Origin of the sequence: Paraburkholderia sp. J76 (assembly GCF_905220295.1) — a bacterium.
Lineage (GTDB): Bacteria > Pseudomonadota > Gammaproteobacteria > Burkholderiales > Burkholderiaceae > Paraburkholderia.
The window spans coordinates 23,730-50,651 of record NZ_CAJMZJ010000009.1 but is presented as its reverse complement, the minus strand read 5'-3'; the positions used below and the strand labels follow the sequence as shown (position 1 = coordinate 50,651).

The 26,922-nt window shown below is 60.4% G+C and carries 28 protein-coding genes and 1 tRNA gene; 7 read left to right on the top strand and 22 right to left on the bottom strand.

Translation table 11 applies throughout. From position 1 onward, the window contains the following. Positions 1-26: 26 nt before the first annotated feature. Positions 27-335 carry a DUF4148 domain-containing protein gene (locus U5768_RS18420; protein WP_322031833.1) on the top strand — a complete coding sequence of 103 codons (309 nt, stop codon included), beginning with the start codon at positions 27-29 and terminating at the stop codon, positions 333-335. Positions 336-564: 229 nt separating this feature from the next. Here U5768_RS18420 and U5768_RS18415 read toward each other — a convergent pair whose 3' ends face one another. Then, positions 565-858, bottom strand: coding sequence for a hypothetical protein (locus U5768_RS18415; protein WP_322031832.1), 294 nt, complete (start codon positions 856-858; stop codon positions 565-567). 148 nt (positions 859-1,006) lie between these two features. Between U5768_RS18415 and U5768_RS18410 the strand changes: the two genes are divergently transcribed. Then, entirely contained in the window at positions 1,007-1,453 is a 447-nt protein-coding gene (locus tag U5768_RS18410; protein ID WP_322031831.1) for an SRPBCC family protein, read from the top strand. 43 nt (positions 1,454-1,496) lie between these two features. On the opposite strand, the gene ggt is transcribed toward U5768_RS18410, so the two are convergent. The 9 genes from ggt to U5768_RS18365 form a co-directional block, all read right to left on the bottom strand. Next, on the bottom strand, positions 1,497-3,089 hold the full coding sequence (ggt, locus tag U5768_RS18405) for a gamma-glutamyltransferase (protein ID WP_322031830.1): 1,593 nt from the start codon (positions 3,087-3,089) through the stop codon (positions 1,497-1,499). A 69-nt stretch (positions 3,090-3,158) separates the two neighbouring features. Next, positions 3,159-3,959, bottom strand: coding sequence for an amino acid ABC transporter ATP-binding protein (locus U5768_RS18400; RefSeq protein ID WP_322031829.1), 801 nt, complete (start codon positions 3,957-3,959; stop codon positions 3,159-3,161). Between the two features lies 1 nt (position 3,960). Beyond that, complete coding sequence (locus U5768_RS18395; protein WP_321907456.1) at positions 3,961-4,728, bottom strand: amino acid ABC transporter permease; 768 nt, start codon at positions 4,726-4,728, stop codon at positions 3,961-3,963. 15 nt (positions 4,729-4,743) lie between these two features. Beyond that, a complete protein-coding gene (locus U5768_RS18390) occupies positions 4,744-5,562 on the bottom strand; it encodes an ABC transporter substrate-binding protein (RefSeq protein ID WP_322031828.1) in 819 nt (272 codons plus the stop codon). A gap of 62 nt (positions 5,563-5,624) precedes the next feature. Then, on the bottom strand, positions 5,625-6,308 hold the full coding sequence (locus tag U5768_RS18385) for a GntR family transcriptional regulator (protein WP_322031827.1): 684 nt from the start codon (positions 6,306-6,308) through the stop codon (positions 5,625-5,627). A gap of 183 nt (positions 6,309-6,491) precedes the next feature. Next, entirely contained in the window at positions 6,492-6,716 is a 225-nt protein-coding gene (locus U5768_RS18380) for a SymE family type I addiction module toxin (protein WP_322031826.1), read from the bottom strand. Between the two features lie 587 nt (positions 6,717-7,303). Continuing rightward, positions 7,304-8,281: a hypothetical protein gene (locus U5768_RS18375; protein ID WP_322031825.1), complete on the bottom strand. Its 978-nt coding sequence runs from the start codon at positions 8,279-8,281 to the stop codon at positions 7,304-7,306. Positions 8,282-8,289: 8 nt separating this feature from the next. Further along, positions 8,290-9,807: an AAA family ATPase gene (locus U5768_RS18370; RefSeq protein WP_322031824.1), complete on the bottom strand. Its 1,518-nt coding sequence runs from the start codon at positions 9,805-9,807 to the stop codon at positions 8,290-8,292. A gap of 605 nt (positions 9,808-10,412) precedes the next feature. After that, the gene (locus U5768_RS18365) at positions 10,413-11,252 is read right to left on the bottom strand and encodes a hypothetical protein (RefSeq protein WP_322031823.1); all 840 of its coding nucleotides are present in this window, start codon (positions 11,250-11,252) and stop codon (positions 10,413-10,415) included. An 823-nt stretch (positions 11,253-12,075) separates the two neighbouring features. On the opposite strand from U5768_RS18365, the gene U5768_RS18360 reads away from it, so the two are divergent. Further along, a complete protein-coding gene (locus U5768_RS18360; protein WP_322031822.1) occupies positions 12,076-13,266 on the top strand; it encodes a DNA cytosine methyltransferase in 1,191 nt (396 codons plus the stop codon). Here U5768_RS18360 and U5768_RS18355 read toward each other — a convergent pair whose 3' ends face one another. The 8 genes from U5768_RS18355 to U5768_RS18320 form a co-directional block, all read right to left on the bottom strand. Next, a complete protein-coding gene (locus U5768_RS18355) occupies positions 13,267-14,103 on the bottom strand; it encodes an Eco29kI family restriction endonuclease (protein WP_322031821.1) in 837 nt (278 codons plus the stop codon). It abuts the gene before it with no gap. 89 nt (positions 14,104-14,192) lie between these two features. Next, complete coding sequence (locus U5768_RS18350) at positions 14,193-14,615, bottom strand: DNA mismatch endonuclease Vsr (protein ID WP_322031820.1); 423 nt, start codon at positions 14,613-14,615, stop codon at positions 14,193-14,195. A gap of 37 nt (positions 14,616-14,652) precedes the next feature. Further along, complete coding sequence (locus U5768_RS18345; RefSeq protein ID WP_322031819.1) at positions 14,653-16,467, bottom strand: GmrSD restriction endonuclease domain-containing protein; 1,815 nt, start codon at positions 16,465-16,467, stop codon at positions 14,653-14,655. Positions 16,468-17,204: 737 nt separating this feature from the next. After that, a tRNA-Ala gene (locus U5768_RS18340) sits at positions 17,205-17,280 on the bottom strand. Between the two features lie 67 nt (positions 17,281-17,347). Next, the gene (locus tag U5768_RS18335) at positions 17,348-17,698 is read right to left on the bottom strand and encodes a c-type cytochrome (protein WP_322031818.1); all 351 of its coding nucleotides are present in this window, start codon (positions 17,696-17,698) and stop codon (positions 17,348-17,350) included. Then, positions 17,698-18,480, bottom strand: a complete 783-nt coding sequence (locus tag U5768_RS18330) for a BON domain-containing protein (RefSeq protein ID WP_322031817.1) — start codon at positions 18,478-18,480, stop codon at positions 17,698-17,700. Before U5768_RS18330 ends, U5768_RS18335 begins: the two co-directional genes overlap by 1 nt. Before the next feature lie 28 nt (positions 18,481-18,508). Then, a complete protein-coding gene (locus U5768_RS18325; protein WP_322031816.1) occupies positions 18,509-19,096 on the bottom strand; it encodes a phosphoheptose isomerase in 588 nt (195 codons plus the stop codon). A gap of 114 nt (positions 19,097-19,210) precedes the next feature. After that, positions 19,211-19,726: a YraN family protein gene (locus tag U5768_RS18320; RefSeq protein ID WP_322031815.1), complete on the bottom strand. Its 516-nt coding sequence runs from the start codon at positions 19,724-19,726 to the stop codon at positions 19,211-19,213. Between U5768_RS18320 and rsmI the strand changes: the two genes are divergently transcribed. After that, on the top strand, positions 19,725-20,618 hold the full coding sequence (rsmI, locus tag U5768_RS18315) for a 16S rRNA (cytidine(1402)-2'-O)-methyltransferase (protein ID WP_322031814.1): 894 nt from the start codon (positions 19,725-19,727) through the stop codon (positions 20,616-20,618). The two genes, U5768_RS18320 and rsmI, sit on opposite strands and share 2 nt — an antisense overlap. A gap of 161 nt (positions 20,619-20,779) precedes the next feature. Here rsmI and U5768_RS18310 read toward each other — a convergent pair whose 3' ends face one another. After that, on the bottom strand, positions 20,780-21,379 hold the full coding sequence (locus tag U5768_RS18310; protein ID WP_322031813.1) for a septal ring lytic transglycosylase RlpA family protein: 600 nt from the start codon (positions 21,377-21,379) through the stop codon (positions 20,780-20,782). Positions 21,380-22,130: 751 nt separating this feature from the next. On the opposite strand from U5768_RS18310, the gene U5768_RS18305 reads away from it, so the two are divergent. The 3 genes from U5768_RS18305 to U5768_RS18295 all read left to right on the top strand — a co-directional run bounded on the left by U5768_RS18305 (position 22,131) and on the right by U5768_RS18295 (position 23,982). Next, entirely contained in the window at positions 22,131-22,775 is a 645-nt protein-coding gene (locus U5768_RS18305) for an MBL fold metallo-hydrolase (protein WP_322031812.1), read from the top strand. A gap of 14 nt (positions 22,776-22,789) precedes the next feature. Next, positions 22,790-23,434 (top strand): exonuclease, encoded by a 645-nt coding sequence (locus U5768_RS18300; RefSeq protein ID WP_322031811.1) that lies wholly within the window; start codon positions 22,790-22,792, stop codon positions 23,432-23,434. 77 nt (positions 23,435-23,511) lie between these two features. After that, a complete protein-coding gene (locus U5768_RS18295; RefSeq protein ID WP_174480071.1) occupies positions 23,512-23,982 on the top strand; it encodes an Lrp/AsnC family transcriptional regulator in 471 nt (156 codons plus the stop codon). Positions 23,983-24,015: 33 nt separating this feature from the next. On the opposite strand, the gene U5768_RS18290 is transcribed toward U5768_RS18295, so the two are convergent. From U5768_RS18290 to U5768_RS18280, 3 genes are all read right to left on the bottom strand, one after another. Next, positions 24,016-25,197 (bottom strand): cation diffusion facilitator family transporter, encoded by a 1,182-nt coding sequence (locus tag U5768_RS18290; RefSeq protein ID WP_322031810.1) that lies wholly within the window; start codon positions 25,195-25,197, stop codon positions 24,016-24,018. 278 nt (positions 25,198-25,475) lie between these two features. Next, the gene (locus U5768_RS18285) at positions 25,476-25,784 is read right to left on the bottom strand and encodes an H-NS histone family protein (RefSeq protein ID WP_322031809.1); all 309 of its coding nucleotides are present in this window, start codon (positions 25,782-25,784) and stop codon (positions 25,476-25,478) included. Between the two features lie 362 nt (positions 25,785-26,146). Continuing rightward, positions 26,147-26,833 carry a HugZ family protein gene (locus U5768_RS18280; protein ID WP_322031808.1) on the bottom strand — a complete coding sequence of 229 codons (687 nt, stop codon included), beginning with the start codon at positions 26,831-26,833 and terminating at the stop codon, positions 26,147-26,149. Positions 26,834-26,922 lie beyond the last annotated feature (89 nt).

The following is a 26,922-nucleotide window of genomic DNA, read 5'->3' as shown; positions in this document are numbered from 1 at the left end:
CAACATAATTTCTGGAGGTTGTTACCATGAAGAATCTGATTGCTGCTGCACTCGCCGCTACCGTTCTCGCCGCTCCGGCGCTCTCGTTCGCACAAGCCGAACAGCAGCCCGTGACGCGCGCTCAAGTTCGCGCCGAACTGGTTCAGCTTGAAAAGGCCGGCTACCGTCCGAACCTCTCGAGCCCGTACTATCCGGAAGACCTGCAAGCCGCCCAGGCGCGCGTCGCCCAGCAGAACGGCGCAGCAGAAGCGTCGGCCTACGGCGCATCGACGAACGGCAGCGCACAGTCCGGCACTCGCGCACCGAACATCAAGCCGACTTACTTCGGCCAGTAACTGCGGCTCACGCGTGGCGCGGGCGCGCTACGCAAGCAACGCCTGGCGGGCCCGCTCTCCTGATTGAGAGAGAGCGGGCCCGCTGTTCATTTCTGCGCCGCGCGTGCAATGCGTGCGGTGCGTTCAAAGAACCCGCAAGCCCACGAAAACCTCCGCCGCCGGAAAACCGGCGGCTTTGCCCGGACTGCGGTCCGGGCCTTTTTCCTCCTTTCTCTCGCGCCCTCCGGGCTCAGAAACCGTGGGTGACGAGCGAAAGCACGGAAAGATCGGGGTGCGTGCCCTCGATGATGCTGCGGCCCACATGCACTGCCTCTTCGGTGGCGTCCTGCTCGCTGCGCCACGTTTCGTCGCCGTCCGCGTGGTAAGCGACCGTGTGCCCAGGTTTCGCGGGATTCGCGCCGGGGTGGCAAACGTAGGCCGTGTAGGTGTAGCGGTTCGCGCCTTCGTCGGTTGGCGTGGCGCTGACGTGGATCTCGAAGCCTTCGTAGTCGACCTGATGCATCGCTAGCGGTTGAGCGCTCATGGTGACCTCCGGTGCCGCGGGTGAGCGGCTGCGGGCTGTGCCAGGCCGTGGGTGCGCGACCGGGCGTTCGGTATTGGGAAGTTTAGGCGATGCGTCCCGTCGGGTGGCCTACTATTGCAAGGCGATCCACCAACCCGGGAGCTTAGACATGGCATCGAACACCGTCCGCTTGCATCGTGTGCTGCGCGCGCCGCCCGAGCGCATCTATCGCGCTTTTCTCGACGCGAGCGCGGTCGCCAAATGGCTGCCGCCCTACGGTTTCACCTGCACGGTTCATGAACTCGACGCGAAGGTCGGCGGCCGTTACCGGATGTCGTTCAAGAATTTCACGACCGGCCACGGCCATTCGTTCGGCGGCGAATATCTGGAACTCGTGCCCAATGAGCGTTTGCGTTACACCGGCGTGTTCGACGACAAGCACCTGCCCGGCACCATGCAGACCACGGTGGAATTGCGCGCGGTGTTTTTCGGCGCGGAAATGAACGTCGTGCAGGAAGCGATACCGGAGATCATTCCGGTCGAAGCGTGTTACCTGGGCTGGCAGGAGTCGCTGGCGTTGCTGGCGAAGCTCGTCGAGGCGGAAATCAAGGGGTAGCGGAAAGGGGCTCGCGCCCCTTTCATTTCGAGCGCATGCGCCTTCAGTACCCTAGCGCGCAGCCGTCCTTACGATGATCGGACGCGCCGGTCAACACGCCCCGCTCCCAATCGATGCGAATAGCCTGCGAGCCGCCAATCGGCCCGGCTGCCGGCACGAGCTTGAAGCCGCGATCCGCGAGCACCGCGCGCGTATTGGCCGGCAATGTCGATTCGGTTTCCACGGTTCCCGTACCCGGGCGCGGGAAGACGCGCGGCAGATCCATCGCGGCCTGCATGTCGAGGCCATAGTGCAGCACCTTCGAGAGAAAATGCGCGTGGCCCATCGCCTGATAGTGGCCGCCCATCACGCCAAAACTCATTTGCACGCGGCCCTCGCGCGCGACCATCCCCGGAATGATGGTGTGCAACGGACGCTTGTGCGGCGCGATGGCGTTGGGATGGCCGGGCTCCACCGAGAAGCTCATGCCGCGGTTGTGCAGCATCACGCCGGATTCCTTGCCCATCAGCCCGCTGCCGAATGGATAGAACAACGAATTGATGAAGCTTACGCAATTGCGGTCGCGATCCACCACGGTGATGTACACCGTGTCGCGGTGCTCGACCTGAGCGAGCGCCGCCGCCGGGTCCAGCACGCTTTCGAGGTCGATGCGGCTGCGCAGTTCGTCCACGTATTCGTCGGACAGCAGACGATCGACATCGACGGCGCCATGGCGCGGGTCGCCGAGCACGGCGTCGCGCACGGCATAGGCGAGCTTTGCCGCCTCGATCTCGCGATGCAGACGATCGGGGTCCAGCGGGCTGCCTTCGGCGTCGTACTTGTCGAGCAGACGGAGCAACAGCAGCGCGATGACGCCTTGGCCTGCCGGCGGGCATTCGATCACGTCGTAACCCTGGAATTTCGCGCGAATTGGCGTGACGTATTCGCCGCGGAATTCGGCGAAGTCTTCCAGCGTATGCAAGCCGCCGTGCGCCTGAAGCCGCGCGACGAGATCGGCGGCGACGGCGCCCCGGTAGAACGCGTCGCGGCCCGTTTCGGCGATGGCGCGCAGCGTGTTCGCGAGGCGCGGCTGACGATGCGTCGAGCCGGCGCGCGGCGCGGCGCCATCCACGAGCATGGTGGTGCGCGCTACCGCGTCGCGCGAGAGCGTTTCCACCTCTGCGGCCCAGTCATGCGCCGTGCGCGGCGCAACGGCGTAGCCTTCTTCCGCGAAACGGATTGCCGGCGCCAGCACGTCGCGCAGCGGCAGGCGCCCATGATCGCGATGGAGCCTGGTCCACGCGTCCACCGCGCCCGGCACCGTGACGGCGTGCGGCGAATGTCGCGCAATCGTTTCTACGCCCATTGCGCGCAAGCGCTCCGCGCTGGCTGCGGCGGGGGCCCAGCCGGAGCCGTCATAGGCGATTACGTTGTCCGTGCCGCCGCGCGAATACAGCGCGAAACAGTCGCCGCCCACGCCCGTCGAACCCGGTTCGACCACGCATTGCACCGCACACGCCGCAATCGCGGCATCCATGGCGTTGCCGCCAGCGGCGAGAATCTGCACCGCCGCGAGCGTCGCGCCCGGATGCGAGGTTGCGGCCATCCCATTGCGAGCCATGACGAGCGAGCGGCCCGGCGTTTCGAAGTTACGCATCGAGGCGTTCTCCTCTTTTGGTGTCCTGATGATGTCTTGTTCCATCCAACGCGGCATTGCAGCTACGTCTCATGCGGACGCGGGCATTGCAGTGCGCAACGTGCGCTTCAGGAACGTCTGTGTGCGTGGATGCGAAGGCGCGGTGAAGATGCGCTCGGGCGGCCCCTCTTCGATCAGTTCGCCCTGATCGAGCACGACCACGCGGTCGGCCACCTCGCGAGCAAAGCCCATTTCGTGCGTGACGACGACCATCGTCATGCCGTCTTCCGCAAGCTCCTTCATCACCTGGAGCACTTCGCCAACGGTTTCGGGATCGAGCGCACTGGTGGGCTCGTCGAAGAGCAGCACCTTCGGCTGCATGGCGAGCGCGCGAGCGATGGCGATGCGCTGTTGCTGGCCGCCGGAAAGCTGCGACGGATAATGGTCGGCGCGATCGGCAAGACCCACACGCGCGATCAGCGCTTTCGCTAGCCTGATCGCTTCTTCGCGCGGCATCTTCAGTACGTGAATGGGCGCCTCGATTACGTTCTCCAGCGCCGTCATATGCGGAAACAGATTGAAGCGCTGGAACACCATGCCGATATCGCGACGCTGCCGTGCGAGCTGCCGCGCGGAATCGCGCACCAGCGTGCCGTTGGGGCGCTCGACGAAGCCGAGCAAATGGCCGTTCACGCGCACCCGCCCGCTGTCGTACGATTCGAGCAGATTGAGGCAGCGAATGAACGTGGTCTTGCCCGACCCCGACGAACCGATCAGCACCACCACCTCCCCCTTCGCGACGCTCAACGAAATGCCGTTGAGCACCTTGGTCGCGCCGAACGACTTGTGAATGTCCGACGCCTCGATGACGATTTCGCGTGCTTCGTTCATGTCAACGACCTCGCAGCAGTTTCATCGTTTGCGCGCCGAACAGACGCGTATTCGCAGCCGGTTTCGCTTCGCCGCGGCCGAAGTGCGCTTCGAGCCGACGCTGCACGAAACCCCACAGCGTGGTGAGCGCGAGGAAGTAAATGCCGAGCACGAGATACAGCTCGAACACGCGGAAGTTCACCGAGGTGATCATCTGCGTACTGAGCAGCAGTTCCGGCACGCCGATCACGCTCACGAGCGTGGTGTTTTTCAGCATGACATTGAACTCGTTGCCGAGCGGCGGCACGATAATGCGGAACGCTTGCGGCAGCACGACGCGGCGCATGAGCAGCACCGAAGTCATGCCAAGCGAGCGCGACGCTTCGTACTGGCCTCTGTCCACCGAACTCAAGCCCGCGCGAATGATCTCCGCCTGATAAGCCGCCGAATTCATGCCGAGCGCGAGCACGGCGGCCTGAATGTTGCCCGGCAGAGAGATGATGCCGAAGTCGAGATCGTGAAAGTGAAAGATGTTCGCCGCGGCAAACGCGGTGTAGAGGAACACGATCTGCATGAGCAACGGCGTGCCGCGCATGACCCAGATATAGCCGCGCGCGAGATACTGCACCGGCAGACTCGACGAAAGCCGCATGAGCGCGACGATCAGCCCGAGCGTGGCGCCGAACACGATCGCGCAGGCGCTGATCGAGAACGTGAGCCACAACCCGTGCAGATACGCCGGGCTCGGGTCGAGCAGGAATTTCCGGAAGATTTCCCAACTGAAATTCATGGCGTCACCCCGCGTTCACAGGCGATCGTTTTGGAGCTTCCAGGTAGCGAGCATCTTGCTGTAGCGATCGCTCTTCACGAGATCGGCCACGGCCTTCGCCACTGCGGGCGAAAGCGGCTCGCCCTTGCGCGCGCCAATGCCGGTCGCGATGCGATTGAAGCCCGGCACCGCCTCCTCGAACATGTCGCCCGAGACCTGCTGGAAGTGCGCCGCGCTTTCCGAGGTGGTGCCGTAGGCATCGACCTGGTTCAGACGGAAGGCCTGAAATGCATCGGCGTCCGAACTATAGACAACGATATTCATAGGCGGCTTGCCAGCGGCTTTTAGCTTCTCGTTTTCCTTGTCGAGCAGCGTGCCGATGGTCGTGCCGTTGAGCACCGCGACCTTCATGCCGGAGAGATCGTCGAGCGAGCGCACGTGGCGCGGGTTGCCGCGCGGCACCATGATCGACTGGCTCGAATACATGTAGTCGACGATGTCGATGATCTGGCGGCGCTCGGGCTTGTCGAAGAGCTGGCCGATCACGAGATCGCATTGCTTCGCCTGCAGCGCCGGAATCTGTCCGCTGAAAGACATGACCTTCCACTCGACCTTGAGATTGCCGAGTTGTTTTGCGACGTCTTGCGCCACGTCGACGGAAAAGCCGCGCGGCTGCTGGTTCTCGTCGTAGGACGCGAGCGGCGGCGCGTCCATGCTCGAACAGTACGTGAGCGTGCCGCCTTTCACAAGGCCCAGATCGGCGGCGTGCGCTGCTGTGGTTCCAGCAACCTGCGCGAGGAGCGCGAAGCCTGCGCACGCGGCGAGACGAAGACGCTTGAACTGATTTGCTGACATCGAGAGGCTCCTGGCTGAGAGTGAGCTGCTTGAGATACGACGACAGTTAGGACGCCGACGCGTCATGCTCGCGACGCGGGCGATTCGAGGAACTTGATGATCTGGGGAATGGTTGATTCGAGGTGCTCGCGCAGCGCCTGCTCGGCTTGAGCGGGGTCGCGTGTGCGCAGTGCTTCGATGAGGATCTGGTGGGCGTCGCGCGCGCGTTTGCGTTTGAAGGTGGCTTGTTCGATCCACAGGCGCATGGGGCCTTCGATTAGCGTGTAGAGCGAGTGGATTTGCTGGTAGAGACGCGTGCGGCCGCTGATTTCACAGAGGTATTCGTGGAACGCGCAGTGACGCTGGACCCAGGTGTCCGTGTCGCCTACGCAGGCGTCCATGTCTTCCAGCAAGCGCTGGAGTTTGGTTAGGTGTGCTTCGGTGCAGCGGGGGGCTGCTACCCGCATGGCCAGGCATTCGAGCGCGATGCGCATGTCGAAGATGTCCTGGACTTCCTCTACTGTCAGGCCTCGGACTATCGCGCCGCGGTTCGGGCGCTGGATTATCAGGCCTTCGGCGTGGAGCCTTTTGAGCGCTGCGCGAACCGGCATGCGGCTCATTGAAAGTTCTTCTGCAACCGTCTCGGCGACGATGCGCTGGCCGGCGGCGTAGCGGCCTTCGATGATCGCTTCCAGGAGGAAGCGGTAGGCCTCTTCTTCGGCGGTTAAGCCTACGCTGGTTGTGATGCGGACGCTGATTGCAGGCATTTTTGTGCGGTGCGGGAGGACGTCGCTTTCGGTTGCTGTTAGGAGGCAGGGTACTACGGGTGGATTTTTGGATCCAGTCTTTCAAAAAAGCTTTTTGGCGTGACTGCTGAAGGCATGAAGGCCACGAACCTTGTGGGTTCGTGGCCTTCTTCGTGTGGTGCGAGCTTTGGTCCGTCGTGCGGATCAGTCTGGCGTGATCACAAGCCTTTTGTCCTCCACCGTGATTCGCACGCGCTGGCCTGCTTCAAAGCCCGCGAGTTCGAGCCATCTGCCGGCTAGCTTGAGCCATGGGTAAAGCGGTGGGTCAGTTCTTGTCCGCGAGCTAAGGCTGCGGTATCGCCAGGACTGCTGGATGGTTACTCGGCGCTCGGGATGAGCGCGCGATGCATTAAGATTGGCGTCAGCCATGGTCAACTCCTAGTGTGAGTTGGTTTTGGTTAGCGGGCCGTGAGTGCTGGTAACACTCATGGCCCGCGCTTCGTTTACTGCTTTGAGGCTCCTTCTACTTCCGTGCCTGGGCTAGCGCGGTGTCCAACATTTCTGAGACGAATTGCTGTTTGGTCTTGGGTAGTTGTTCGATGGCTGGATCGCTGTTGCAGAGCGCGATCCCCATCTCTTTTCGTTGAAGTCTAAATCCAGAACAAACAATAATCAGTAGAAATAACACGTTAAATTGTTGAAGCGCCACTCATTATAGCAGCCTCACTATCGCTAAAATGCAAATCCGGTTTTACTTCTACCATTTTAATTAATTATCTGCAATCAAACTAAAGCCTCCCGAAGATAAGAGGTTGATATCGCCCCGGGAGGACGCATCACCGCCTTGCTGCGCATGTGCCGACCAGACGCTCCCAGACGGCGGCCCGTCATTGCCGCCGCTCTTTATGCTGACCTCGAGCGCTACATCAATTCTAAAACGCAGCCGAAAGACACTAGTCGCATATGCGCCCCAGAACGCAAAACGGAGTAACGCTGTTGAACTGCAATTGGCCTAATCAAAGCTGATACTTGCTACCATTGAGGCGGAGTGCCGTCTCCGTTTTTTCGAAGACTGAATCGGTTGCACGGTCTCTTCGCCAGAGCACGCAATTCGCCTGAGCCAGTATTCCCGAAAACGCCCCAATGCCCCTATCGATACCGAACACTGCATAGTCACATCTCATGTACCGATGGTGGCCGTGCTCACGGAAGACACGATCGTCCACCAAAAAAAGCGCAATTTCGCGTATCCCATCGCCGCAAAATTTGCGCAGTTCTGCAATAAACGTGGATATGTCGCCAGTAACCTTGGGATCGCCCACAAAAAGGGTGACATTTGCAGGTGCTTCCTTGCCTCGCGCATAAACAGTGTCAAGCATTCTCGTGAGTCCTGGTTTCTCTCCATTGTGAAAGCTTCTTAGGTAGTCTTGTACTCCGTAGCGATCGACGACAACCACGTTGTCACAGATCCGAAGCCACGCTGAGTAACGTTTACCCCACTCGTCCGCATTGTTGGAGTTCTTGAGCAGTGATGTGTTTTGAGTCGTGCGAGCTTGATTCAATCGAATCGACTGTTCAACCGAGTGAAAACGACATAGTTCAACGTTGCCAAGTGCGGGCACGCAGACACCGTGTTCGCCGTCATCAATATCTGTGTAGCATGTTACTTTTGCGGACTCCAACAACGCGAGATCGATACGGGCAAGAACATCTAACTGGGAATCGGGTGTGTTACCGAAGTCACCGTCCCAGTCGATCGGACACGCGACCCGCTTGTTAGCTTTAAGGGCATTAATCCATAGGGACTTCAACGCTACAGGCAGCTTATCAACGTGTTCAAGAAAGGGGGACTCTTTCAGACGCGCTCCGGCATGAACAAATATTCCGACTTCGCGCCACGATTCAATCACGCGTCGGTGGAGCGCCACCGCCAACGAGTGCTCGATATTTCTTGTGTCCAACGCCGCGGGGTCCACTGCGAATTTTACAAGCATAGATCCTCTTACCCGAACATTTCCCGAAATCCTTCCTCGAAGAACCCACCTGGCCATTCATCAATAAAATCACCAGACTTACTCATCCGAAGCTGCATAATCTCGGAACCTGCACGCCCCGTTGGATTTACGAAAACGACCGATACATCCGAGCTATTAATCAATCCCTCTCTGATTCTCCTCTGGATTCTCAGCAAAATGGATTCACTGTGCGTCTCGGCGATCCATTGGCAACCATTCTGGCGATGAGTTTCAATAAAAAAATCACCAATATGAGCTTGCAATCTTGGATGCAAATGCAGCTCTGGCTGTTCAACGCAGATTACCCGCGGCGGCGTGACTCTGCTAGGCTTTTGGTCAGCCAAAATACCTTCGATTATAATCGGCAGGATTTGTCCAATTCCGAACCCAACGTCAGTTGCGGCCACCGTAACGCCCGTTCTCTTATCAACCAGCATGAGTTTTGCGATGTCGCCAAGCACCTCATCACCAACCTCGTCAACTTTGAGCAGATACGGAATTTCAAAGTCCTCAAGCCATCGATTGACTCGATCGGAGACCACCTCAACCCCCTCCGAGTCGATTTTTTCGCCCAAAGCATCGATTGCATATTCACCACTAACGCCAACGCTATTGGTAAATTGGCGGGAATACTCATAGACTCGTTTTGGCCGGGATCGCAGAGGCCCTAAATATGAGACAGCGCCTAGAGCTCGTTCGTATGCGCGCACAATTGTGAAAAGTACTCTGCTTGCAGTCGCATATTCATCCGGACCACGGACATTACGGCTTTCCGGCCCCCGGATTTGACTGGGAAGAAATGTACTATTCGCCACGCTAAGCATTGGCCGAAAGGAAACCCGCCCCTGCTCCAGAAGCCAGAGCGCGTCTTGGCGCGACAATTCACTGCGATATCGCTCGGGGCGCGCGACGCGGTCCTCGCAAAACTGCAAAAGCTGCTCTACTTCGTCATGTCGCCGGAACCGGAAGAAATTCTCCCTGAATATTTGACTTCCACTGATCAGCTCTTCTTCGTCAGACAGTAGAGGAGGGCTTTTCTGAGCCTCACGCTGAAGTCCAATGTTGAAGTCTCGACCATATAGGCTCATTATGCCTAGCTGAACTTTAACTAATTCTGGAAGCGGCCTCTTTCCGAGAACACCAAAATCTTTGAACGATGCATAGACCGAAAGAACATCGCCATCTTGTGCTGGCGTGTTGAATGAAGCGGAAAAAGCCGGATCGGAGATTTGCATCCCAAACGATATCGGCTTATCCAAATTATGCCCGTGGTGCATCGACTTTGATTGCCCCAAATCTACATGCGCACCATTTGGAATTAAAAATTTCTTCTTAATCCCAGTGTTGATTTTCGATTCCATCGATTGCTTTTGCAGCAATAGCGACTGAATTATGGAGCTTTTTCCACCGGAATTCGGCCCATATATCAGCGTGATAGGTGCAAGATGCGCCGTCTGCCGCGAACTGAACGCCTTAAAATTGTCGATGGTAAGCGAATGTAGCATTAGGTCCCCCGTCGCGTTATGGCGAGAGGATACCAGCGACCGCGAGTTACCACCATCCCGACGCATCGCGGTTGCCTGTGGGTACTGAAATTCACGTCTCCCGAAGTATTCGTTAGGCTTTTCATATTGGCTCTGCTATCCGTTTGCAAGTGGACGCCGCAAAACACGCAGTTTCTCGCTCAGAGTAATGTCAGTGGCGACTTACGCACAGCAGGTCGGGACGGCTGCGACCAAGGGCGGATAGTCACCTTGTTACCGCACATTCGGAAATGGTTTGCAGGAGGCGCCTCATGACCCGCACAGAAACGTAGACGTGCCACACACTTTCAAACCAGTTAGGCTACCCCCTATCGCCGGTTCAGCCAGCTTCAAAAACTCCGTTAAAGCTCGAACTACGTTGTTGTTGTTCGGACTTGTGAGTGGGAGTCCGTCGCCATAAATATCCGGTCCGATTTCCCAGGATACCCCCCCACACACTCCAGGGGTCCACGCAAAATAGGGGCCTGTGTTTTCCAAAAGGGTCAGCCCTAGGCGGGGGCCGGGCTGGTCTGTTGAGTCGTGACAGACAATGGCCAGCCGGTACCCACGACGCGCCACGTGAGGTACTACGTGGATTCGGTACGGACAGTTGGATACGGGGCGCCCACATCGGCTCTCGGGGCTTGCTTTTTCTGCTTACTTAGAAGCTTATGGACTAGTCTGTGGCAGTTAGCGCAGAGACACTGGAGGTCGCCGAGAGTTGTGTTGTGCCCTTCCGTCATTTCGCTGACTTGAACGGCAGAATGATGGACTTCGATACATGCCTCGGCCTCTTCGGCTTCGTAGTGCGCCACTGGGTCAAAGCCGCAGCGCTCGCAATTGAGCCGCCCATTGTGCCTTCGGCGATACTCCGCCTTCTTTGCCCTCGCGAGGCCCGGTTTCCGCTCCCGCTTCATGTGAGATCTCAGCTTGACTCCGCCCTCACGCCACTCCTGGTCGCTGTAGATTTCACTGTCGGGATATCCATGTGCCTCGTCCTTGCGCACAACCTGATAACCCGCCTCCCGCAACAGGGTGAAACACAACCCTCCAGCAGTGAAATGTTTCGGTTCGATCGGTGCGCCATCGAGCGCCAACGAAAGTGCGAGTCCGAAGACGGCTTTGGGCGGAAGGCGGCGACCGCCGTCAGCGATCAGGTCGTGGTCGGTTGACGGCCCGAAGGGATCATCCTGCGCATTGCCGTCGACGAACTGCTGAACCGCACGAAAGACATGCTCGGGCGTCACCCGACGCAGCATCTCGGCGGGTAGCCTTTCCACGCTTCGGAGGTCACCCTCAACCGCTACGCCCCCGAGCGTAGAAGCCAAGTCCCCACTCGTCCCACCGAAGCCGGTTGCGATTCTGATGCGTTTCGTTGAGTTGCCGCCCTTCGCGGTGGAATCCGGATCGCGACGAACACCTTTCATGCGACTGCTCAATAGGCTGCAGATTCGCTCTGGCGACAAACCTCCTTCGGATTCGTCCAAAATCGATCGTGCGCCAAGGGGCAGCGACTGGACAGTCGAGCTATCAACCCATGCCCCCAAGATAGGTATAGCAGCTTGTGAGAGTCTGCTGGTCAGCAGGAGGAGCGCCGTTGCGTAGTCCGTATTTGCCACCCCACGCCGCCCGTTCGCTCCCCCCCGGCTATGCAGGATAACGTTCGCGCCGTCCACCGAGAATCGCGCATCCAGTCGCGAGCCGTCTTTGTCGGTTACTTGGAACATGCTTGCCAATTCGGCTCCCCCCGGTAATTTCGTCCGAGTCTACCTCCGGACCACGTTCCATGCGGTACCCCATTTGCCGCCCTTCAATTGCCCCCCAAAATCCAAACAGGCTAGCCATCGTTGTTCGATATTCGGAGGCCAAGGTCGATATCACATAAATTAATGTGTCATACCCACAAAAAGATGTGTAAACTCTCTATCAAGGCGGCTAGAATTCCGCATGACCTACGAAGAGTTCCAAAGGCAGCTTGGGAAGGCCGGGATTACCGTCCGCGAATTCGCGGAACTGCTGAGGATGAATCGCAACTCCGTGACCAACTGCGCGATGCGGGGGGAGGTCCCGTCTCACCTTGCCGTGATCGTTACGCTCATGGCTGAGCTAGCGGAGCGGGGCGTCGATTTTCGGCCCCCCTTGCAGCGCGTCGGGATTGAGCCCAAAAGGGCAAGAGGCGCGGGACACAAGGGGCGCTTCGGCGGTGACAGGCAGACTGACCTGCCACTAGAAAACAACGGAAGTGACTAGATGAATAACATCGAGCTTTTTGCCGGCGCCGGTGGTCTCGCAATGGGGATGACCAGGGCTGGATTCGTCCATGACGCTGTTGTCGAATGGGACGCCGATGCCTGTCAAACCATTCGAGACAATCGAGCCCACTATTCAGGGCAAGGCGAGACGTTTGAGCTTTTCGACGATGACGCGCGTAAATTTAATTACGACGCGCACAAGGATTTGATAGACGTTATCTCCGGGGGCCCACCTTGCCAACCCTTCTCCATGGGTGGCAAACACGGTGGGGATACGGACGCTCGGGATATGTTTCCCGTTGCCATAGAATCCATCCGACGCATCAATCCGAAGGCCTTCATTTTCGAGAATGTCAAAGGATTGCTACGTGAGAGTTTCGCAAGCTATTTCGAGTCGATCATTCTGCAGTTGACGTATCCGGAAGTCGTTCGCAAAAAGAACGAGACCTGGCTTGAGCACTTAGCTCGACTTGAGCGGATCCACAGTTCCGGAAAGCGCATTCCGAAATACAAGATCCTTTTCCGACTGCTCAACGCCGCAGACTATGGAGTGCCGCAGAAGCGCGAGCGCGTTTTCATCGTGGGTATTCGCGCAGACCTTGGCGTTGAATGGTCGTTCCCAGAGCCAACACACTCGGAAGATGAACTGCTGATCGCGAAGTATGTGACGGGCACCTACTGGGACAAGCATGGTGTTCCGAAGAAGCAACGGCCGCTGCCACCTGATCGGATGAAATCGCGAATTGCTAAGCTTACTTCGGGGAATGCACTGTGGACTCTCAAGCCTTGGCAGACCGTCCGTGATGCAATAGCAGGCCTTCCAGATCCTCAAAGCAAAGAGGCTTCGAAGTTCCACAATCACGTCTTTAATGGCGGCGCTAGAACGTACCCCGGACACACAGGCAGTCCGCTAGATGAGCCCGCGAAAACACTGAAGGCCGGGGTACATGGGGTCCCGGGTGGGGAGAACATGCTCGCGTATCCCGATGGCACTGTCAGGTATTTCACTGTACGTGAAGCGGCACGGATTCAGACTTTTCCTGATACCTACCGCTTCCACGGGTCCTGGTCGGAAACGATGCGACAGCTGGGAAACGCCGTTCCGGTGCGTCTCGCCGAAATCGTTTCGCGGTCAGTGGCCGACGTGCTGCGACTGGCTGCCACCAAATCGTCATCGCGAGGTCACTGATCAGCCTTGGCTCATCTCCTTAAGCATCAATTCGACCGCCTCTTCGCGGGTACGGAGTGGCGGAAACTCGGCGAAGTGCGCAGCTATCTCATCGGAAATTTGGCTTGGAGACTTGCTGTCGACAAGCTTGGCGTTGTCTGCCCATTTACGCCCGGGGTGCAAGGTATCCCAAGGAGACCGGTCATTGCTTCGCTTCTCCGCACTGTCACCGTGCTTACCGATCCCGTAGCAAATGCCGGTTTCGCTATTCCAAATTGGGCGATAAAGGTGAATTAAATGGGACTCAGCCGCCTCCTGCCAGCCGCTCGATACGACGAGGAAGCGGCATTCGAATTCTTCGGGAGCCAGATCTTTGCCTTTTGAAATGCTCTTGCGATGATCCGACAACCGGCCCGCCAGCTTCTCCCCTTGCTCAACGGGCGTGCGTGCAGTTTGCAACGCTGGGTCGGCCTTCCCCACATAGATCGGATGGTCAGTGTTTGCGACGGTCCCATAAATGGGTAACTCGCCCTTGTAGTACAAGGCGTAGACGCCAGATCCGTAGAACCGACCTATCGATGAAAGTTCTTGGCGCTCTTGGGCAAGCAAAGCCATGGCGACAAACCGTCCGACGACCTGTGGATTCGATGGATCGAAGATTGCCCCCGGAAGCTTAACCAAATCCAAATCTTGGTGAACCTCCTGCAAAACCGCTGCAGCCTCGTCAATTACCGCGCGGACTTTGCCGAGGGAACGGGGAGATGACTTTCCGGCAACGTCTTTGACGAGTTCGACAACTCGTTGAAGCTCCTCGTGCAATTGCTCTGCCGGACTTGCTGTTTTCGTTTTCTTTGCCATGCCGTCATTAAGAAAAAGGGGAACAATATATTACCGCCTTGCGCCACCCCACGCGGCGAGCCGAGCAAGATACCGCGATCACGGCCCGCTCATCCCCGTGCCCCGAACTCAAGAAAGCGTCTAAGACGATCCAGCACTGCAGCTTGATCGCGTAGCTCGCACTCCCAAACGGTCATTGCGTCCCACCCCAGTTCGCGCAACTTGACCTCGTTGGCGCGGTCCCGCCGCCGATTGGCTTCTAGCTTGGGTATCCAGAAATCCGGCCTCGACTTTGGCAATCGCGCGAGCGCACATCCCTCGTGCCTGTGCCAAAAGCAGCCATGCACGAAAATAATCTTCTTCCGGCCGGGAAACACCAAGTCCGGCGTACCTGGAAGTCCTGTGCGGTGAAGCCGGTAGCGATACCCGGCGTGATGCAGCAAACGCCGGACGAGCATTTCCGGCGACGAGTTCTTGCTACGCACACACCCCATAATTCGGCTGCGGGTCGCCTGATCCACGGTGTCAACCATACTTGCTCCCTCGGTTCGGACAGGGGCTCACATGCCATTATTCACCGGGGAACGCATCGAAAAGCACGAGCTGCACGGAAGGCCGCCCGGCCGTTGCTGGATCGGCAAGATTTGGCAAACGGATACTGGCGGCGCCATTGCGCAATTGGGTGATGCGGTCTCGGGAGAGGTTGCAGAACGGATGCGTCGGGCGGCCGTTTTCAGCAATACTGCGACCGCCATTGGCGTACTCGTGCTTGTGGTCGTACTGGAGCCCTTGCTTTAGGTCTACGACGCCGCCGCAAATCTCGCATTTGATCGTCGAACCCAGGAGTGCGCGAACATTGATTTCTTTCCGGCTTCCTTTGGAAAACGCGCGGGCAGTACCTGCCTTTTTCGAACGAGGCTCGGGCTTTGCCCCAACTATCTGCCTTATTTTGTCGTCCCGGGCGGCCAGAGGGGCGGATCTTTCGAGCAGCAATGTCTCGACCAGCTTCTGAAGCAGATCCCCTACTGCATAGACGGACTTAAACCCTGCGCCGATCCTGTGCGTGAGCTCCGCAATTTCATCTTTGTACTGGACGAGCACTTCCTCGAGCTCACCCCGAACGGCTGACACAGCGAGTTTCCGATCTCGCACTTGCTCATCATCACCAGACAGGAGCCAGTAGCACCAACCGTAAAACAGGCCGCGAACGAAGACGGCCTTGCGGTTGTACCAGTAGATCAGCGGCGCCACGGACAGTGAGAGGGAGTCCGAATTCTTCCCGCCCAGATGACCGAGTTTCTTTTCCAACGCGGCCAGCAGCTGGTCCGCATTGACAATGATTTGCTCGGCGCTTGCATCTGTATCCTCGCTTAACAACTGAGGAAAACGCTCGCGGCCGATTGGGCCGCGCGTCAGAAGGGGCAGCAGTTCAATGAGGTGTTGGTGGAGACGGAAATGTCCGGGCGCGACAAGAAAAGGGACATTGATGTCGAGAACAGTCGCGTCAAACGGCGGCACGAACAGCAGATGGTGCAACGCGTTGCATCGGTCATTCAGTCCATCGAGCGTTTGGCGTACTCCCCCCGGTAGGTCATGCTCGGGCCAGTAGCGCCCAGACGCCCCAGCGCTCGCGATGCTCATGATGACCCGGCTGAGACTTCCATTTCGATGTTCGATGAGCAGCCGTTCAACGTCATCCAGCCTTTCGCCCTGTCGGTTGATCACCAGGAAAGACTCCTCTGCCGCCTCGTAGTCGCCGAATTCCCACTGCGCATGTAGCGTCCGGCTGGAACCAACCATGCCAGCGTAGCACTTTGCCATCTCCGCTTCCCGCTCTGACATTTCGTCGAGAGGTGCTCTTCCCGTGTAAGCGATCTGGTGCAACTTGGTTTGGGCGGCCTCGAAATCAGAAAACAACCCGATTCGTGCTTTGACAAGTGCTCGGGTTGCTCGGGCAGCCGCCAGTACGTCTTCCAGGTTCTCGTAATTTTCGTAGAAGTCGCCCGCCTCATCGCCCCAATCGTCGATCATCCAAGCCCGAAGCACGGATAGGCGGTGCGCCCCGTCAAGCACAAACGTGCTTCCATTCTCGCTGCTTTGCCACAGGATAATCGACGGGATAATCCGCCCACGGATCACCGAGCTCAAAAAGGCGACGCATGCCTCCGGATCCCAAGCGCAAGTTGCCCGCTGGAAATCGGGCTTGAGAAGCCGATTAAACCAACCATCCTTTTGTCGGACATCGTCGAAGCGAATGTTGTTATCGGGCCGATGACCCGAGCCGCTGCCAGTTTGAACGTGGACGTTAGACCGTTTGTGTCGATAGCGCAGACTCTCTCGCCTGATCAAATGGTCAAGGTGCACTTTCGGACTGCTGGCCATCATTGTTTACCCGTCACGTGATATGGAAAACAGGATTGTAGGCGCTACTCCTGCGTCCGTCTCGAAGTCCCCAACTCACATCGCAGCAGCAATCCAACCTCTGCGCGGACGGACCCGCCGTTTGGTCAGTGTCGTCCTCTCAATGAGCGGCAAGCACCGCCTAATAGCTTGATAGATAGTCCGTAGAGACGCCCCCCCGAATGCGCCCGTTGCATGCTGATCAGCCACCCACGTCTGGCACCTCACAGCCGGATGCCGCTTTCAAGAATGCCTCGATGTCTGCAACGCGCCGCCCACCGTCCGGGCGCAGAGCCGCGTTGAGAAATGTTGCCTGCCGTGACGCGCTGCTATATGGCTGACCGGCACAAGTCTGTTTCGCTCGTGATCTCGACACAACGCATAATTGCGATAACCGCTGCTCGTCGAATCGAATTCGGTTTCGTGCCCCCCCGCAGCGGGCCATGGGACAGTTTGCGAAGGTTCGGCTATCGCGTTCGTTCGCGCAGCGGCCGATCGTCAAACCAAGGTCGATCTGCACCGCGCGAGCGCTTCGCAGTGGCTAGGTGGAAGGTATTTCGGTACTGAAACTGCGTTCAAGGATTGCCGTGCGACGAACCATATGTCATCCTCGGCCTCGACAGGCACCCGCCTGTCACCCTGCGGGATGTCAACCAGACGACCACGGACGTAGCGCCCAAATGAAAAAACCGGCCTAAGTGACCGGTTTTAAAGGGAATTCTTGGTGGAGCGGAGGAGGATCGAACTCCCGACCTTCGCATTGCGAACGCGACGCTCTCCCAGCTGAGCTACCGCCCCAACGAACCACCGATTCTACACACACGAAATCCGTTTTGCCAAGCGTCAAATTTGACCCCAGGCAAAACTACTTCGAAGGCGCCCCGGCGAGCACCCAGGCCACAACGGAATGAATATCGCCGGCGCTCATCCCAGGGTGAGACGGCATAGGAATCGCCCCCCAAACCCCAGCCCCGCCGTCCCGCACCTTCTTCTCCAGCTTGGCCTGCGCGGCAGCATCGCCCTTGTACTTCGCGGCGACGTCCTTGAACGAAGGCCCAACAAGCTTGCGATCCACCGCATGGCATCCCATGCAGGCATTAGCCTGAGCCACCCTCAACCCATCCGAGGCCACAGCGGCAAACGCCGGCGAAGCGAACCCAAACCCCGCTCCAGCAACCACCACCGCCGCAACCAATCCACCAACAAAACCCCGCATCACAAAGCCCCCGTATTCCCCGGCCGCGAAGCCGAAGAATTCGTAACGGGCGCGGGCGCCTGGTGCTCAATCGGCTGCGAGGTCACACCCGCATCCGGCACCGCGCCCACCGTCGGCGCATCGGCGGCAGGAGCCGCCGCCGGCGCACTGGGCGCGGCTGCCGTCGTCACTGTCGCCTGTTGCGGGTCGATGTACTGATAGCATTTCACCACCTGCGCCACGCCCATCACTCCGGCGGTAGCATTGGCGGCGATATTGCCTTCATCAGGCGTAACAAGCCCCATCAGATAAATCGTGCCGCGCTCGCTCACCACCTTGAAGTTGTTCGCGGAGATATCCTTATAGGCAATCAGCTCCGCCTTCACGCGTCCTTCCAGGTACGAGTCGTTTGCGCGCGAGGAGAACGAGCTAGCTGGCTGCACCGCCAGTTCGTTGACGATCGACTCCACGTTCGTCACGGCTCGCACAATGCTCTCGGCCTTCTGCTTCGAGGCGTCGTCGGGCACCTCACCTGTGATCAGTACGCGCTGGTTGAACACCGCCACGTTCACGTGCGCCGAATCGGGCAATTGCTTGCCGAGGTCGGCCAGCGCCTTCACCTGGATCTCGCGGTCCTCGGTTTGCGAGCCCACCGTGCGGCGGTCGGTTGCCACCAGCGCCGTGCCGCCCGCCGCGCCCGCCAGCGCAAGGAAGCAGCCCTGCAGGCTTGCGCAGAGCGAGGCTGCGAAGCCGATCGTCAGCGTGGTCCGTGCCAGCGCGCGCGTCATGCCGTATCTGCTCATCAACTTCCCCTCTCTTCGTCTTACGGTGTCAGTCTTCGCCCAGCAGCATCGCGTCGATGCCGTCGCACAGGCAGTGGAGTGTTAACTGATGCACTTCCTGAATACGCGCCGTCCGGTCGCTCGGCACGCACAACTGGATGTCGGTATCGGCGAGCACGCTGTTCACGTCGCCGCCGCCCTTGCCGGTCAGCGCGATCACGACCATTTCGCGTTCGTGCGCTTCCTGAATGGCGGCCAGCACGTTCACCGAGTTGCCCGATGTCGTGATGGCGAGCAGCACGTCGCCGGGCTGGCCGAGCGCGCGCACCTGCTTCGCGAATACCTGTTCGTACGCGTAGTCGTTGGCAACGGCGGTGAGTACCGAGGCGTCGGTGGTCAGCGCGAGCGCGGGCAAGCCCGGGCGTTCGCGTTCGAAGCGGCCAATCAGTTCGGCGGCGAGTTGCTGGGCATTGGCGGCGGATCCGCCGTTGCCGCATGCGAGGATCTTGTTGCTGTTCGCGAGCGCGGCGAACATCGTATCGACCGCGGCGGCAATCGGGACCGCCAGGGTTTCCATGGCCGCGTGCGTAATGGCTGCGCTATCGCGGAAGTGCTGTTGAATGCGTTCGACGGACATCGACTCTCTAATCTGTACTGCGGGTATCACGAAAATTCCGCGTGCTGCGGCGTGCCGCAAGTTTAGCGCACTCAGGGGCGTTCATTTTCGCCCTTCTTTTTAAAGGCCAAAGTTTTAGCTCTCGTGCGCCTGCGCATGAAACGCGTCGCGCAGCCACACGAGCCGGCCACTCTCGAACGCGATCACGTCGAAGCGGCACGCGGGCGGTGTTAGCAATTCACCGCTTGCATCGGCAGCTCGCCACGTCGCGAGAAAGTAGCGCGCCGCGCGCAGCACGCGCTGCTGTTTGCGCCACCCCACACTCGCCGCGGCGCCACCGAATTCCGGCCTCGCGCGGGCGCGCACTTCCACGAATACCAGCGTGCCGTCCCGCTCGCGCATCACGAGATCGAGTTCGCCGCCTCGGCAATTCACGTTGCGCGCGACCAACGCGAGGCCCTCTCGCCGCAAAAACACGAGCGCATGTGTCTCGAAGCGCGCGCCCGTGGCGCGGCGTTTGGCATTCGACTGCGCTTGCGTGCAAAAGTTGTCTGCGCGCGCACGTTCGCTCGCGCCGCGTCTCCCGGGCGCGCCAGCGCCCGCGTGGCACAATGTCGGCCTCTTTTCCTGCATTCGCGTGTTCCGTGTCATGACGTCCCTCTCGTCCCCCTTCGAACTCGCTCAGGCCCAGCAGTATCCGGCCGCCACGCTGTATGTCGTGGCCACGCCCATCGGCAATGTCGCGGACATCACCTTGCGCGCGCTGCACGTGCTCGGTCTCGTCGATCGCATCGCCGCCGAAGACACGCGCAACACCGGCCAGCTCCTCGCGCGCTACGGCATTTCGAAGCCGCTTGTCGCCGTGCACGAGCACAACGAACGCGAGGCCGCGCAGCGCGTGATCGAGTTCCTGCGCGCGGGCGAGCGCGTGGCCTGTGTTTCCGACGCAGGCACGCCCGGCATTTCCGATCCCGGCGCCAAGCTCGTGGACGCCGTGCGCGCCGCCGGCCTGAACGTCGTGCCGCTGCCCGGCGCGAGCGCGCTCGCCACGGCGCTTTCGGCTGCCGGCGACTGGGTATCGACGTTCACGTTCCTCGGCTTTCTGCCGCCCAGGCCCAAACAGCGAGCGGCCGCATTGCAGCCGCTCGCCGCGCATACGCACGCGATGGTGTTTTACGAAGCCCCGCACCGCATCGTCGAAACCGTGCAGTCGCTCGCCGATGCGTTCGGCCCTGCGCGCCGCATCCTCATCGCCCGCGAATTGACGAAGCTACACGAGTCGCTCTGGAGCGGCACCCTGGCCGAAGCGCCAACGTGGCTCGCAGCGGATGCCAACCGTCAGCGCGGCGAGTTCGTTCTGGCGGTGGAAGGCGCGAGCGGGCAGGTAGAAGGCGAAGCCGATCACGACGCGCTCTTGCGCATGCTGCTGCAGGAAGTGCCGGTGAAGGGCGCGGCGAAGATCGCGGCGGCGCTGACGGGCGCGTCGCGCAATGCGCTCTATGCGCGGGCGCTGGAGTTGAAGGGTGAAGATGAGGAAGGGTGAGGGAAAAGCGGACGACTGAACCGCCAGCCCATACCAGTCAGAAAAACCGAAGGGCCGCCTGAGTCAATCAAGCGGCCCTTCGCATAGGCATCCAGCAGTGCCGCGCGGTTCAGCCTTGGGCGCGTCGCGGCGCACTCAGCGCCACGCCCAGGCGAGCGCGCTTAGTGATCGATGTTCGAGTTCGCGGCAACCATCTCCGCTTGCGCGACCTTCGCTTGCTGACGCGAGAGGCCGTCGATGTCCACCTTCGCCGTACCCGCGTGCTGCAGGCCAAGGACCTTGGCGGCGGCATACGAGAGGTCGAGCACGCGGCCACGCGCGAACGGGCCACGGTCGTTGATCTTTACCACCACCCACTTCGACGTGCCGGGCACGCTCACGCGCACGTAGGACCCGAGCGGCAGCGTGCGGTGGGCGGCCGTGAGCGCTTCCATGTTGAAGCGCTCGCCGCTTGCGGTACGGCGGCCGTGGAACGCGCGGCCGTACCAGGAGGCGCGGCCGCTCTGGTGGAACGCGTGGACGTCCGGGCCGTTCTCGTCGATCGCCTCGGCGTTCGCGAGCGAGTTGTCCTTGGCGGCGCCCGACGCGGGCAGCGCGGCGAGCGCGGAGCCGTAGCCCTGCGGCGCGGTGAACGCCGCGTCCTTCGTACGAAGGGCGTCGCTAGACGCCTGGTCCTGCGGGCCAGGCGGCATGGCGCAACCGGCCAGAATGGACACGGCTGCGAGACTCCCGAGTCGTCGTCGAGTCAGTCTAAGGTTCATAACATTGCCATCACGTTCTCGAAGCCTGTCCCACGCCATAGGTGCGCGTTGCCGGAAGGCTTCGGCGGTCGCGGGCAAAGCTGTGCCATCGCTCGTCTCAAATGAAAAAGACGAACGGGCGCCAATGCCCGGATGCAGCCCCAATAAGCCGCTAACCGCTAGTTATCTTTCACGTCTGGCGCAACCTGTCCCCGGCAGCCTGACCAGACCCCACATGCCGCCATCGAACGATGAAACTCGTTCAGGCGCGCCGGAACTCGCGGCGCACAGGAACGGCGGCGTAGGCCCCACCCAGCGTCACGGCATGTAGGCCGTTGCAGGCGCGTGGCACCTGGCTGGGCAAGACGTGCGGCGTCGAACGTATCGACACCTGATTTGCCATCTTGTAAGGCAGCCTCTCTGGGCCCGCCTCCACCGACAGCACTGCTTGACGGCGATGTATGCGACCTCTTTTTTTCAGGAGATCACACCGCCCTTTGAAAGCACGAATTTCGTGCGTGATGGGCCGCATTATACCCAAAAGTTATTCCTGTCACGCCGATGCCCCACAAATCTCCATGATTTTTCACTATTGATGTAACAAACCCGTTCGCCTTGCGCCGCCGCATCCCTTGTCAGACAAGGGATTGCGCCGACACGAACGGCGTCGGCGGCGCATCCCGCACCCCGGTACAATCGGGCTTTTGGCGGAGGCACCCGCGCTTTCGAAGCGTCGCTTCGCCCCGCGAGACCCGAACCTCACGAACCCCGCATGAAAGTCACGCTGATTCCCGTCACGCCGTTCCAGCAAAACTGCTCGCTGCTCGTCGACGAAACGACGAACCGCGCCGCCGTCGTCGATCCAGGCGGCGACCTCGAACGCATCGAGGCCGAAATCGAGCGTCAGGGCGTGCAGCTCGAAAAAGTGCTGCTAACGCATGGCCACCTCGACCACTGCGCCGGCGCGAAAGCGCTCGCGACGAAATTCGGCGTGCCCATCGAAGGGCCGCAGGAAGACGAGCGCTTCTGGATCGACCAGTTGCCGCAGCAGAGCGTGCGCTTCGGCTTCGGCCATGCCGAGGCGTTCCAGCCCACGCGCTGGCTTCAGGACGGCGACACGGTGCGCTTTGGCGACGAGGAACTGGAGGTCTATCACTGCCCCGGGCATACGCCCGGCCATGTGATCTTCTTCAGCCGCAAGCATCGGGTCGCCACGGTGGGCGACGTGCTGTTCGCCGGTTCGATTGGCCGCACGGACTTTCCGCGCGGCAATCATGCGGATCTGATTCGTTCGATCCGCGAAAAACTCTGGCCGCTAGGCGACGACGTCACCTTCGTGCCGGGCCACGGTCCGGTTTCGACCTTCGGTGAGGAGCGCCGCTCCAACCCTTACGTCGCAGATGGCGTACCTGGATGAGAGTGAAACGTACGATGAATCAAGCCGCTATTGAGGAGATTTACGTCAGCACCGACGTCGAGGCCGACGGTCCGATTCCCGGCCCGCATTCGATGCTGAGCTTCGCTTCGGCGGCGTACACCGCCGACAAGCGTTTGATCGCCACGTTCTCGGCGAATCTCGCGACGCTCGAAGGCGCCGCGCCGCACCCGGTGCAGGCCGCCTGGTGGGAAACGCAGCCCGAGGCGTGGGCCGCCTGCCGCACGGATCTGCAAGACCCGGCCGCGGCGCTCGTCGCCTATGTGGAGTGGGTGGAGGGGCTGCCCGGCAAGCCGGTGTTCGTGGCGATGCCGGCCGGCTTCGATTTCACCTTCATGTTCTGGTACATGATGCGATTCGCGGGGCGTTGCCCGTTCTCGTGGTCGGCGCTCGATATCAAGACGCTCGCCTTCGCGATGACGGGCCTGCCCTACCGCAAGTGCATCAAGCCGCGCTTCCCCAAGCACTGGTTCGACGACCACCCGCACACGCACGTCGCGCTCGACGACGCCATCGAGCAAGGCGCCCTCTTCTGCAACATGCTCGCCGACCTGCGCGCGGACTTGAGCGCGAGGCAAGCCGCGCTCGCCGCTGATGGGGACGACTCAGGGCAAAACGTCGCGAGCACTCCGACAAATTAGGTAATCTCCCTCATCATCCGCGCTTCGCATTGCGTTCTGTTCTCCTGGCCTCTAACATTCGGGAATACAGCGACGCAATGGAGGCGCAGTTGACACTCGATACGTTCTCTCAGAAGATCCTGCGCCTGCTGCAGCTCGACGCGCGCCGCTCGGTGCAGGAAATTTCCGATCAGGTGGGGCTATCCAGCACGCCGTGCTGGCGCCGTATCAAGGACATGGAACAGTCGGGCGTGATCCAGCGCTACACGGCGCTGCTCGATCGCGAAAAGCTTGGCCTGCACGTGTGCGCGCTCGCGCATATCCATCTCACGCGGCACACCGAAGGCGGCGTCGAGGCCTTCGAGCGCGAAATCGCCACCTGCCCCGAAGTCACCGAGTGTTACAGCACGACGGGCGAGTCGGACTACATCCTCAAGATCGTCGCGCCCGACATCAAGGCCTACGACACCTTCCTGCACGAACGCATCTTCCGCATTCCCGCCGTGGCGCAGGTCCGCACGAGCGTCGTGTTACGGGAAATCAAGTTCGATACGCAATTGCCGCTTTGAAGCGGCGAAGGCGCGAAGGCACGAAGGCACGCTTCAATGCGTCTCTCCCGGTTTGCCGTGCGCGGCCAGCGCGCCATGCGCATCGAGCGGCTGCATCACGTCGAGTTTGCTTGCGCCGAGGCGCGCGCGCAGCGCTTCGAGGTCCACCGAGGCAACGCGGCGCGCGTCGTCCGCCGCGGCCAGCGCCACCTGAATTTGCAGCCCCGTGCTCAGGTAATGCAGCGTGACCGCTTCCACATGCACGTCGTGTTCCGCCAGAGCCTTTCGCAGACGCTGCGCCACGTCGTCGCGCGCAGGCAGGTTGGCCACGGAGCGCACGTGCATGTCGTCTTCCGGATCGACGTGAATCAGCGCGTCGAGCACGCGTGAATCGGTGAGCAGGCGCGCGCGCGCCGTCTCCGCGATGTAGTGCCCTTCCGAAACCGAAATCAGCGGCTCGACGAGGATGTGCGCATCCACGAGCGCGAGGTCGCCGGTCTTGCGCGTGCGCATCTCGTGCACGTCGAGCACGCCCGGCGTGCTCATCAGCAGCGCGCGCAGATCGGCGGCGGCGGCTTCGTCGAGCGCGCGGTCGGAGAGGTCCTGCAGCGCATCCCAGCCGAACACCCAGCCCATGCGTGCGACCATGAAGCCGACGATGGCCGCCGCGATCGGATCGAGCAGCCGCACGCCCGCGAGGCTGCCCACGATGCCGATGGCCACCACGAGCGACGAAGCGGCGTCCGAGCGCGCATGCCACGCATTGGCGATCAGCATGGCCGAGCGCACGCGTTGCGCCTCGCGCAGCATGTAGCGAAAGAGCCCTTCCTTGGAAACCAGCACGATGAGCGCGACGACCAGCGCGCTCACGTGCAGCGCCGGAATATCGCCGAGATTCATGAGACGCGTGCCGGCGCGCACCAGCATGCCAACGCCCACCGCAATCAATAATGCGCCGAGGAATAACGACGCGACCGTCTCATAACGGCTGTGACCGTAATTATGATCGGCGTCCGGCTTGGCGCCGCTATGCCGGTTGGCGAGCAGCACGACGAAGTCCGAAACGATATCGGCCAGCGAATGCACGCCGTCGGCAATCAACGCCTGCGAATGCGCGAACACGCCCACGGCGATTTGCAGCACCACCAGAACACTATTGACGGCAACGCTGACCCACGTCGTGCGGCGCGCGACCTCGTGTTTATCTGATAACGTCGGGACGGCGGAGGAAGTCATGCAACCAGCAAGCAAATTAGGGAATAACCGCAATTGTAGCGACGGGGCGCGCCGATTTTCTGGATATCCCTAAAAATCTCTTTTAAATCAGATGCCTACCATAACACGTCGCATTCGCATTCACGCGGCGGATACCGGGCGCCGTGCCCAGAAAATCAAAAAGCCGCGCGTCTGCGGACTGCGCGGCTTTCTGCTTTCGGGAATCGGAGATGCCTCGCCGATTCCCCGCCTGTTTCGACTCAAGCGCCGCGCATTCAAACGCGCCGCTACAAGTTGATTTACTTCTGGATCAGAAAACGATCGCGGTCCTGGCCTGCGATCCAGCGCGGCGGCTTGCCGCGGCCCGACCACGTGCTGCCGCTGTCGGGATCGCGATATTTCGGCGCGACGCTCGCACGCGAGCGGCTGGCTGCCTTCGCGGCCTTGGCGTTGGAGCGGCTGCCGCCGAGTTCCGCCAGGGTAATGCCGTAGTCGGCCATTTTCTGCTTGATTTCGTCGAGGACCTCGGCATATTCGCGAGCCTTCGCCTCTTCAATCTGCTTTTCCAGCTTTTCTCGCTGAGCGAGGAGTTCCTTGTAGGAAGACATAGGTGCCCTTGTGGTTTGATCATAATGGCTACTGATCTCGCGCCAGTATGCCGATTGATAGATACGAGCCTCGGAAATCGGTGGCGAGATTAACACAGATTCGAATGGCGGGATGCGCGTAAGCAATAAAAATAATTTAAACCGGATTTCGAATGCTGTCGCTTCCCGGTTGGACTAAGCCATTGTCATTTCGTGCAAATCGGTATTTTTACTAAATGTGCCATTTACCAGATAAATCCGCATCTCATAATTAGCAGCGGATGAAAATTAAATGCTTTGAATTGCGTCAAACATTTCATCGCATGACAACTTTGCGTCAAACAACGGGGACAGAAGCGGGCCGCAGGCGCGGAAAATCCCCTTCAGGCCGCGTGGCGCTCGATGCAATCCGCTAGCACCGCATGCAAGGATTGCAAATCCGGCTGCGGCGCGTCGAAAACGAAGCGCGTGCGTGCGCCGTCGATGACGAGATCGGCGCCGTAGCGGTCCACGCCGGCCAGATCCAGTCCGGCGCGGCGCGTGGGATGCCTTTCGAAAAAGCGGATCAGCGTGGTTTCGTCGCTCGCGGCGAGCGGCTCCAGCGGGTCGAGGTCGGCGCCGTCCATCCAGCCCATCGCACCAAAGCCGCCGATATAGCGCAGCCGCTCGACACGCATGACCCAGAAGGTGAAGTCGCCGAGTGCGAGATAACGCTCGGCGTCGGGGTGATAGCGCACATAGCGCCGCGCGAGCGCCTCGTTCCCCTCGGTTGTTTCGTGCGCCCCGGCCCCGACCGGTTCGAAGCGGCCGAGCAGCGTCGCGCGCGGCGCGTTCAGCACGTCGGCGTCGGGCGCGTGCGCGACGAGAAAGCCCGCGCGCGAGTCGCCAAGCAGGTTGCGCGTGTGTTCGGCCAACCGGCTCACGAGGATCACCGGACGATGCCGCGCATCGGGCGCGAACGGCAGCAACGTGGGATACGGAAAACCGGCGGGCTCGCGCGAATGCGTGGCGAGCGTGCCGGTGGGCGCCTGGTGCAGCAGATGCAGCGGGCCGTGGGCGGGAATCCTCAAGGGCGCGTCCTCGATTCGATGGTTGCTTCCGATATTAGAGCAACTGGCGCGGCCAACGCGCGGCCGACGCGCGCCGACGTGCGCGTCGC

What these genes read in the sequence shown, in the direction of transcription:
- U5768_RS18400 (WP_322031829.1), bottom strand. Translation starts at nt 3,959, where the DNA reads ATGAACGAAGCACGCGAAATCGTCATCGAGGCGTCGGACATTCACAAG.
- U5768_RS18290 (WP_322031810.1), bottom strand. Translation starts at nt 25,197, where the DNA reads ATGACTTCCTCCGCCGTCCCGACGTTATCAGATAAACACGAGGTCGCG.
- U5768_RS18390 (WP_322031828.1), bottom strand. Translation starts at nt 5,562, where the DNA reads ATGTCAGCAAATCAGTTCAAGCGTCTTCGTCTCGCCGCGTGCGCAGGC.
- U5768_RS18355 (WP_322031821.1), bottom strand. Translation starts at nt 14,103, where the DNA reads ATGGCAAAGAAAACGAAAACAGCAAGTCCGGCAGAGCAATTGCACGAG.
- U5768_RS18300 (WP_322031811.1), top strand. Translation starts at nt 22,790, where the DNA reads ATGAATCAAGCCGCTATTGAGGAGATTTACGTCAGCACCGACGTCGAG.
- U5768_RS18350 (WP_322031820.1), bottom strand. Translation starts at nt 14,615, where the DNA reads ATGGTTGACACCGTGGATCAGGCGACCCGCAGCCGAATTATGGGGTGT.
- U5768_RS18320 (WP_322031815.1), bottom strand. Translation starts at nt 19,726, where the DNA reads ATGACACGGAACACGCGAATGCAGGAAAAGAGGCCGACATTGTGCCAC.
- U5768_RS18285 (WP_322031809.1), bottom strand. Translation starts at nt 25,784, where the DNA reads ATGTCTTCCTACAAGGAACTCCTCGCTCAGCGAGAAAAGCTGGAAAAG.
- U5768_RS18330 (WP_322031817.1), bottom strand. Translation starts at nt 18,480, where the DNA reads ATGAGCAGATACGGCATGACGCGCGCGCTGGCACGGACCACGCTGACG.
- ggt (WP_322031830.1), bottom strand. Translation starts at nt 3,089, where the DNA reads ATGCGTAACTTCGAAACGCCGGGCCGCTCGCTCGTCATGGCTCGCAAT.
- U5768_RS18305 (WP_322031812.1), top strand. Translation starts at nt 22,131, where the DNA reads ATGAAAGTCACGCTGATTCCCGTCACGCCGTTCCAGCAAAACTGCTCG.
- U5768_RS18410 (WP_322031831.1), top strand. Translation starts at nt 1,007, where the DNA reads ATGGCATCGAACACCGTCCGCTTGCATCGTGTGCTGCGCGCGCCGCCC.
- U5768_RS18295 (WP_174480071.1), top strand. Translation starts at nt 23,512, where the DNA reads ATGGAGGCGCAGTTGACACTCGATACGTTCTCTCAGAAGATCCTGCGC.
- rsmI (WP_322031814.1), top strand. Translation starts at nt 19,725, where the DNA reads ATGACGTCCCTCTCGTCCCCCTTCGAACTCGCTCAGGCCCAGCAGTAT.
- U5768_RS18365 (WP_322031823.1), bottom strand. Translation starts at nt 11,252, where the DNA reads ATGAAAGGTGTTCGTCGCGATCCGGATTCCACCGCGAAGGGCGGCAAC.
- U5768_RS18415 (WP_322031832.1), bottom strand. Translation starts at nt 858, where the DNA reads ATGAGCGCTCAACCGCTAGCGATGCATCAGGTCGACTACGAAGGCTTC.
- U5768_RS18375 (WP_322031825.1), bottom strand. Translation starts at nt 8,281, where the DNA reads ATGCTTGTAAAATTCGCAGTGGACCCCGCGGCGTTGGACACAAGAAAT.
- U5768_RS18360 (WP_322031822.1), top strand. Translation starts at nt 12,076, where the DNA reads ATGAATAACATCGAGCTTTTTGCCGGCGCCGGTGGTCTCGCAATGGGG.
- U5768_RS18370 (WP_322031824.1), bottom strand. Translation starts at nt 9,807, where the DNA reads ATGCTACATTCGCTTACCATCGACAATTTTAAGGCGTTCAGTTCGCGG.
- U5768_RS18325 (WP_322031816.1), bottom strand. Translation starts at nt 19,096, where the DNA reads ATGTCCGTCGAACGCATTCAACAGCACTTCCGCGATAGCGCAGCCATT.
- U5768_RS18380 (WP_322031826.1), bottom strand. Translation starts at nt 6,716, where the DNA reads ATGGCTGACGCCAATCTTAATGCATCGCGCGCTCATCCCGAGCGCCGA.
- U5768_RS18335 (WP_322031818.1), bottom strand. Translation starts at nt 17,698, where the DNA reads ATGCGGGGTTTTGTTGGTGGATTGGTTGCGGCGGTGGTGGTTGCTGGA.
- U5768_RS18420 (WP_322031833.1), top strand. Translation starts at nt 27, where the DNA reads ATGAAGAATCTGATTGCTGCTGCACTCGCCGCTACCGTTCTCGCCGCT.
- U5768_RS18395 (WP_321907456.1), bottom strand. Translation starts at nt 4,728, where the DNA reads ATGAATTTCAGTTGGGAAATCTTCCGGAAATTCCTGCTCGACCCGAGC.
- U5768_RS18345 (WP_322031819.1), bottom strand. Translation starts at nt 16,467, where the DNA reads ATGATGGCCAGCAGTCCGAAAGTGCACCTTGACCATTTGATCAGGCGA.
- U5768_RS18385 (WP_322031827.1), bottom strand. Translation starts at nt 6,308, where the DNA reads ATGCCTGCAATCAGCGTCCGCATCACAACCAGCGTAGGCTTAACCGCC.
- U5768_RS18310 (WP_322031813.1), bottom strand. Translation starts at nt 21,379, where the DNA reads ATGAACCTTAGACTGACTCGACGACGACTCGGGAGTCTCGCAGCCGTG.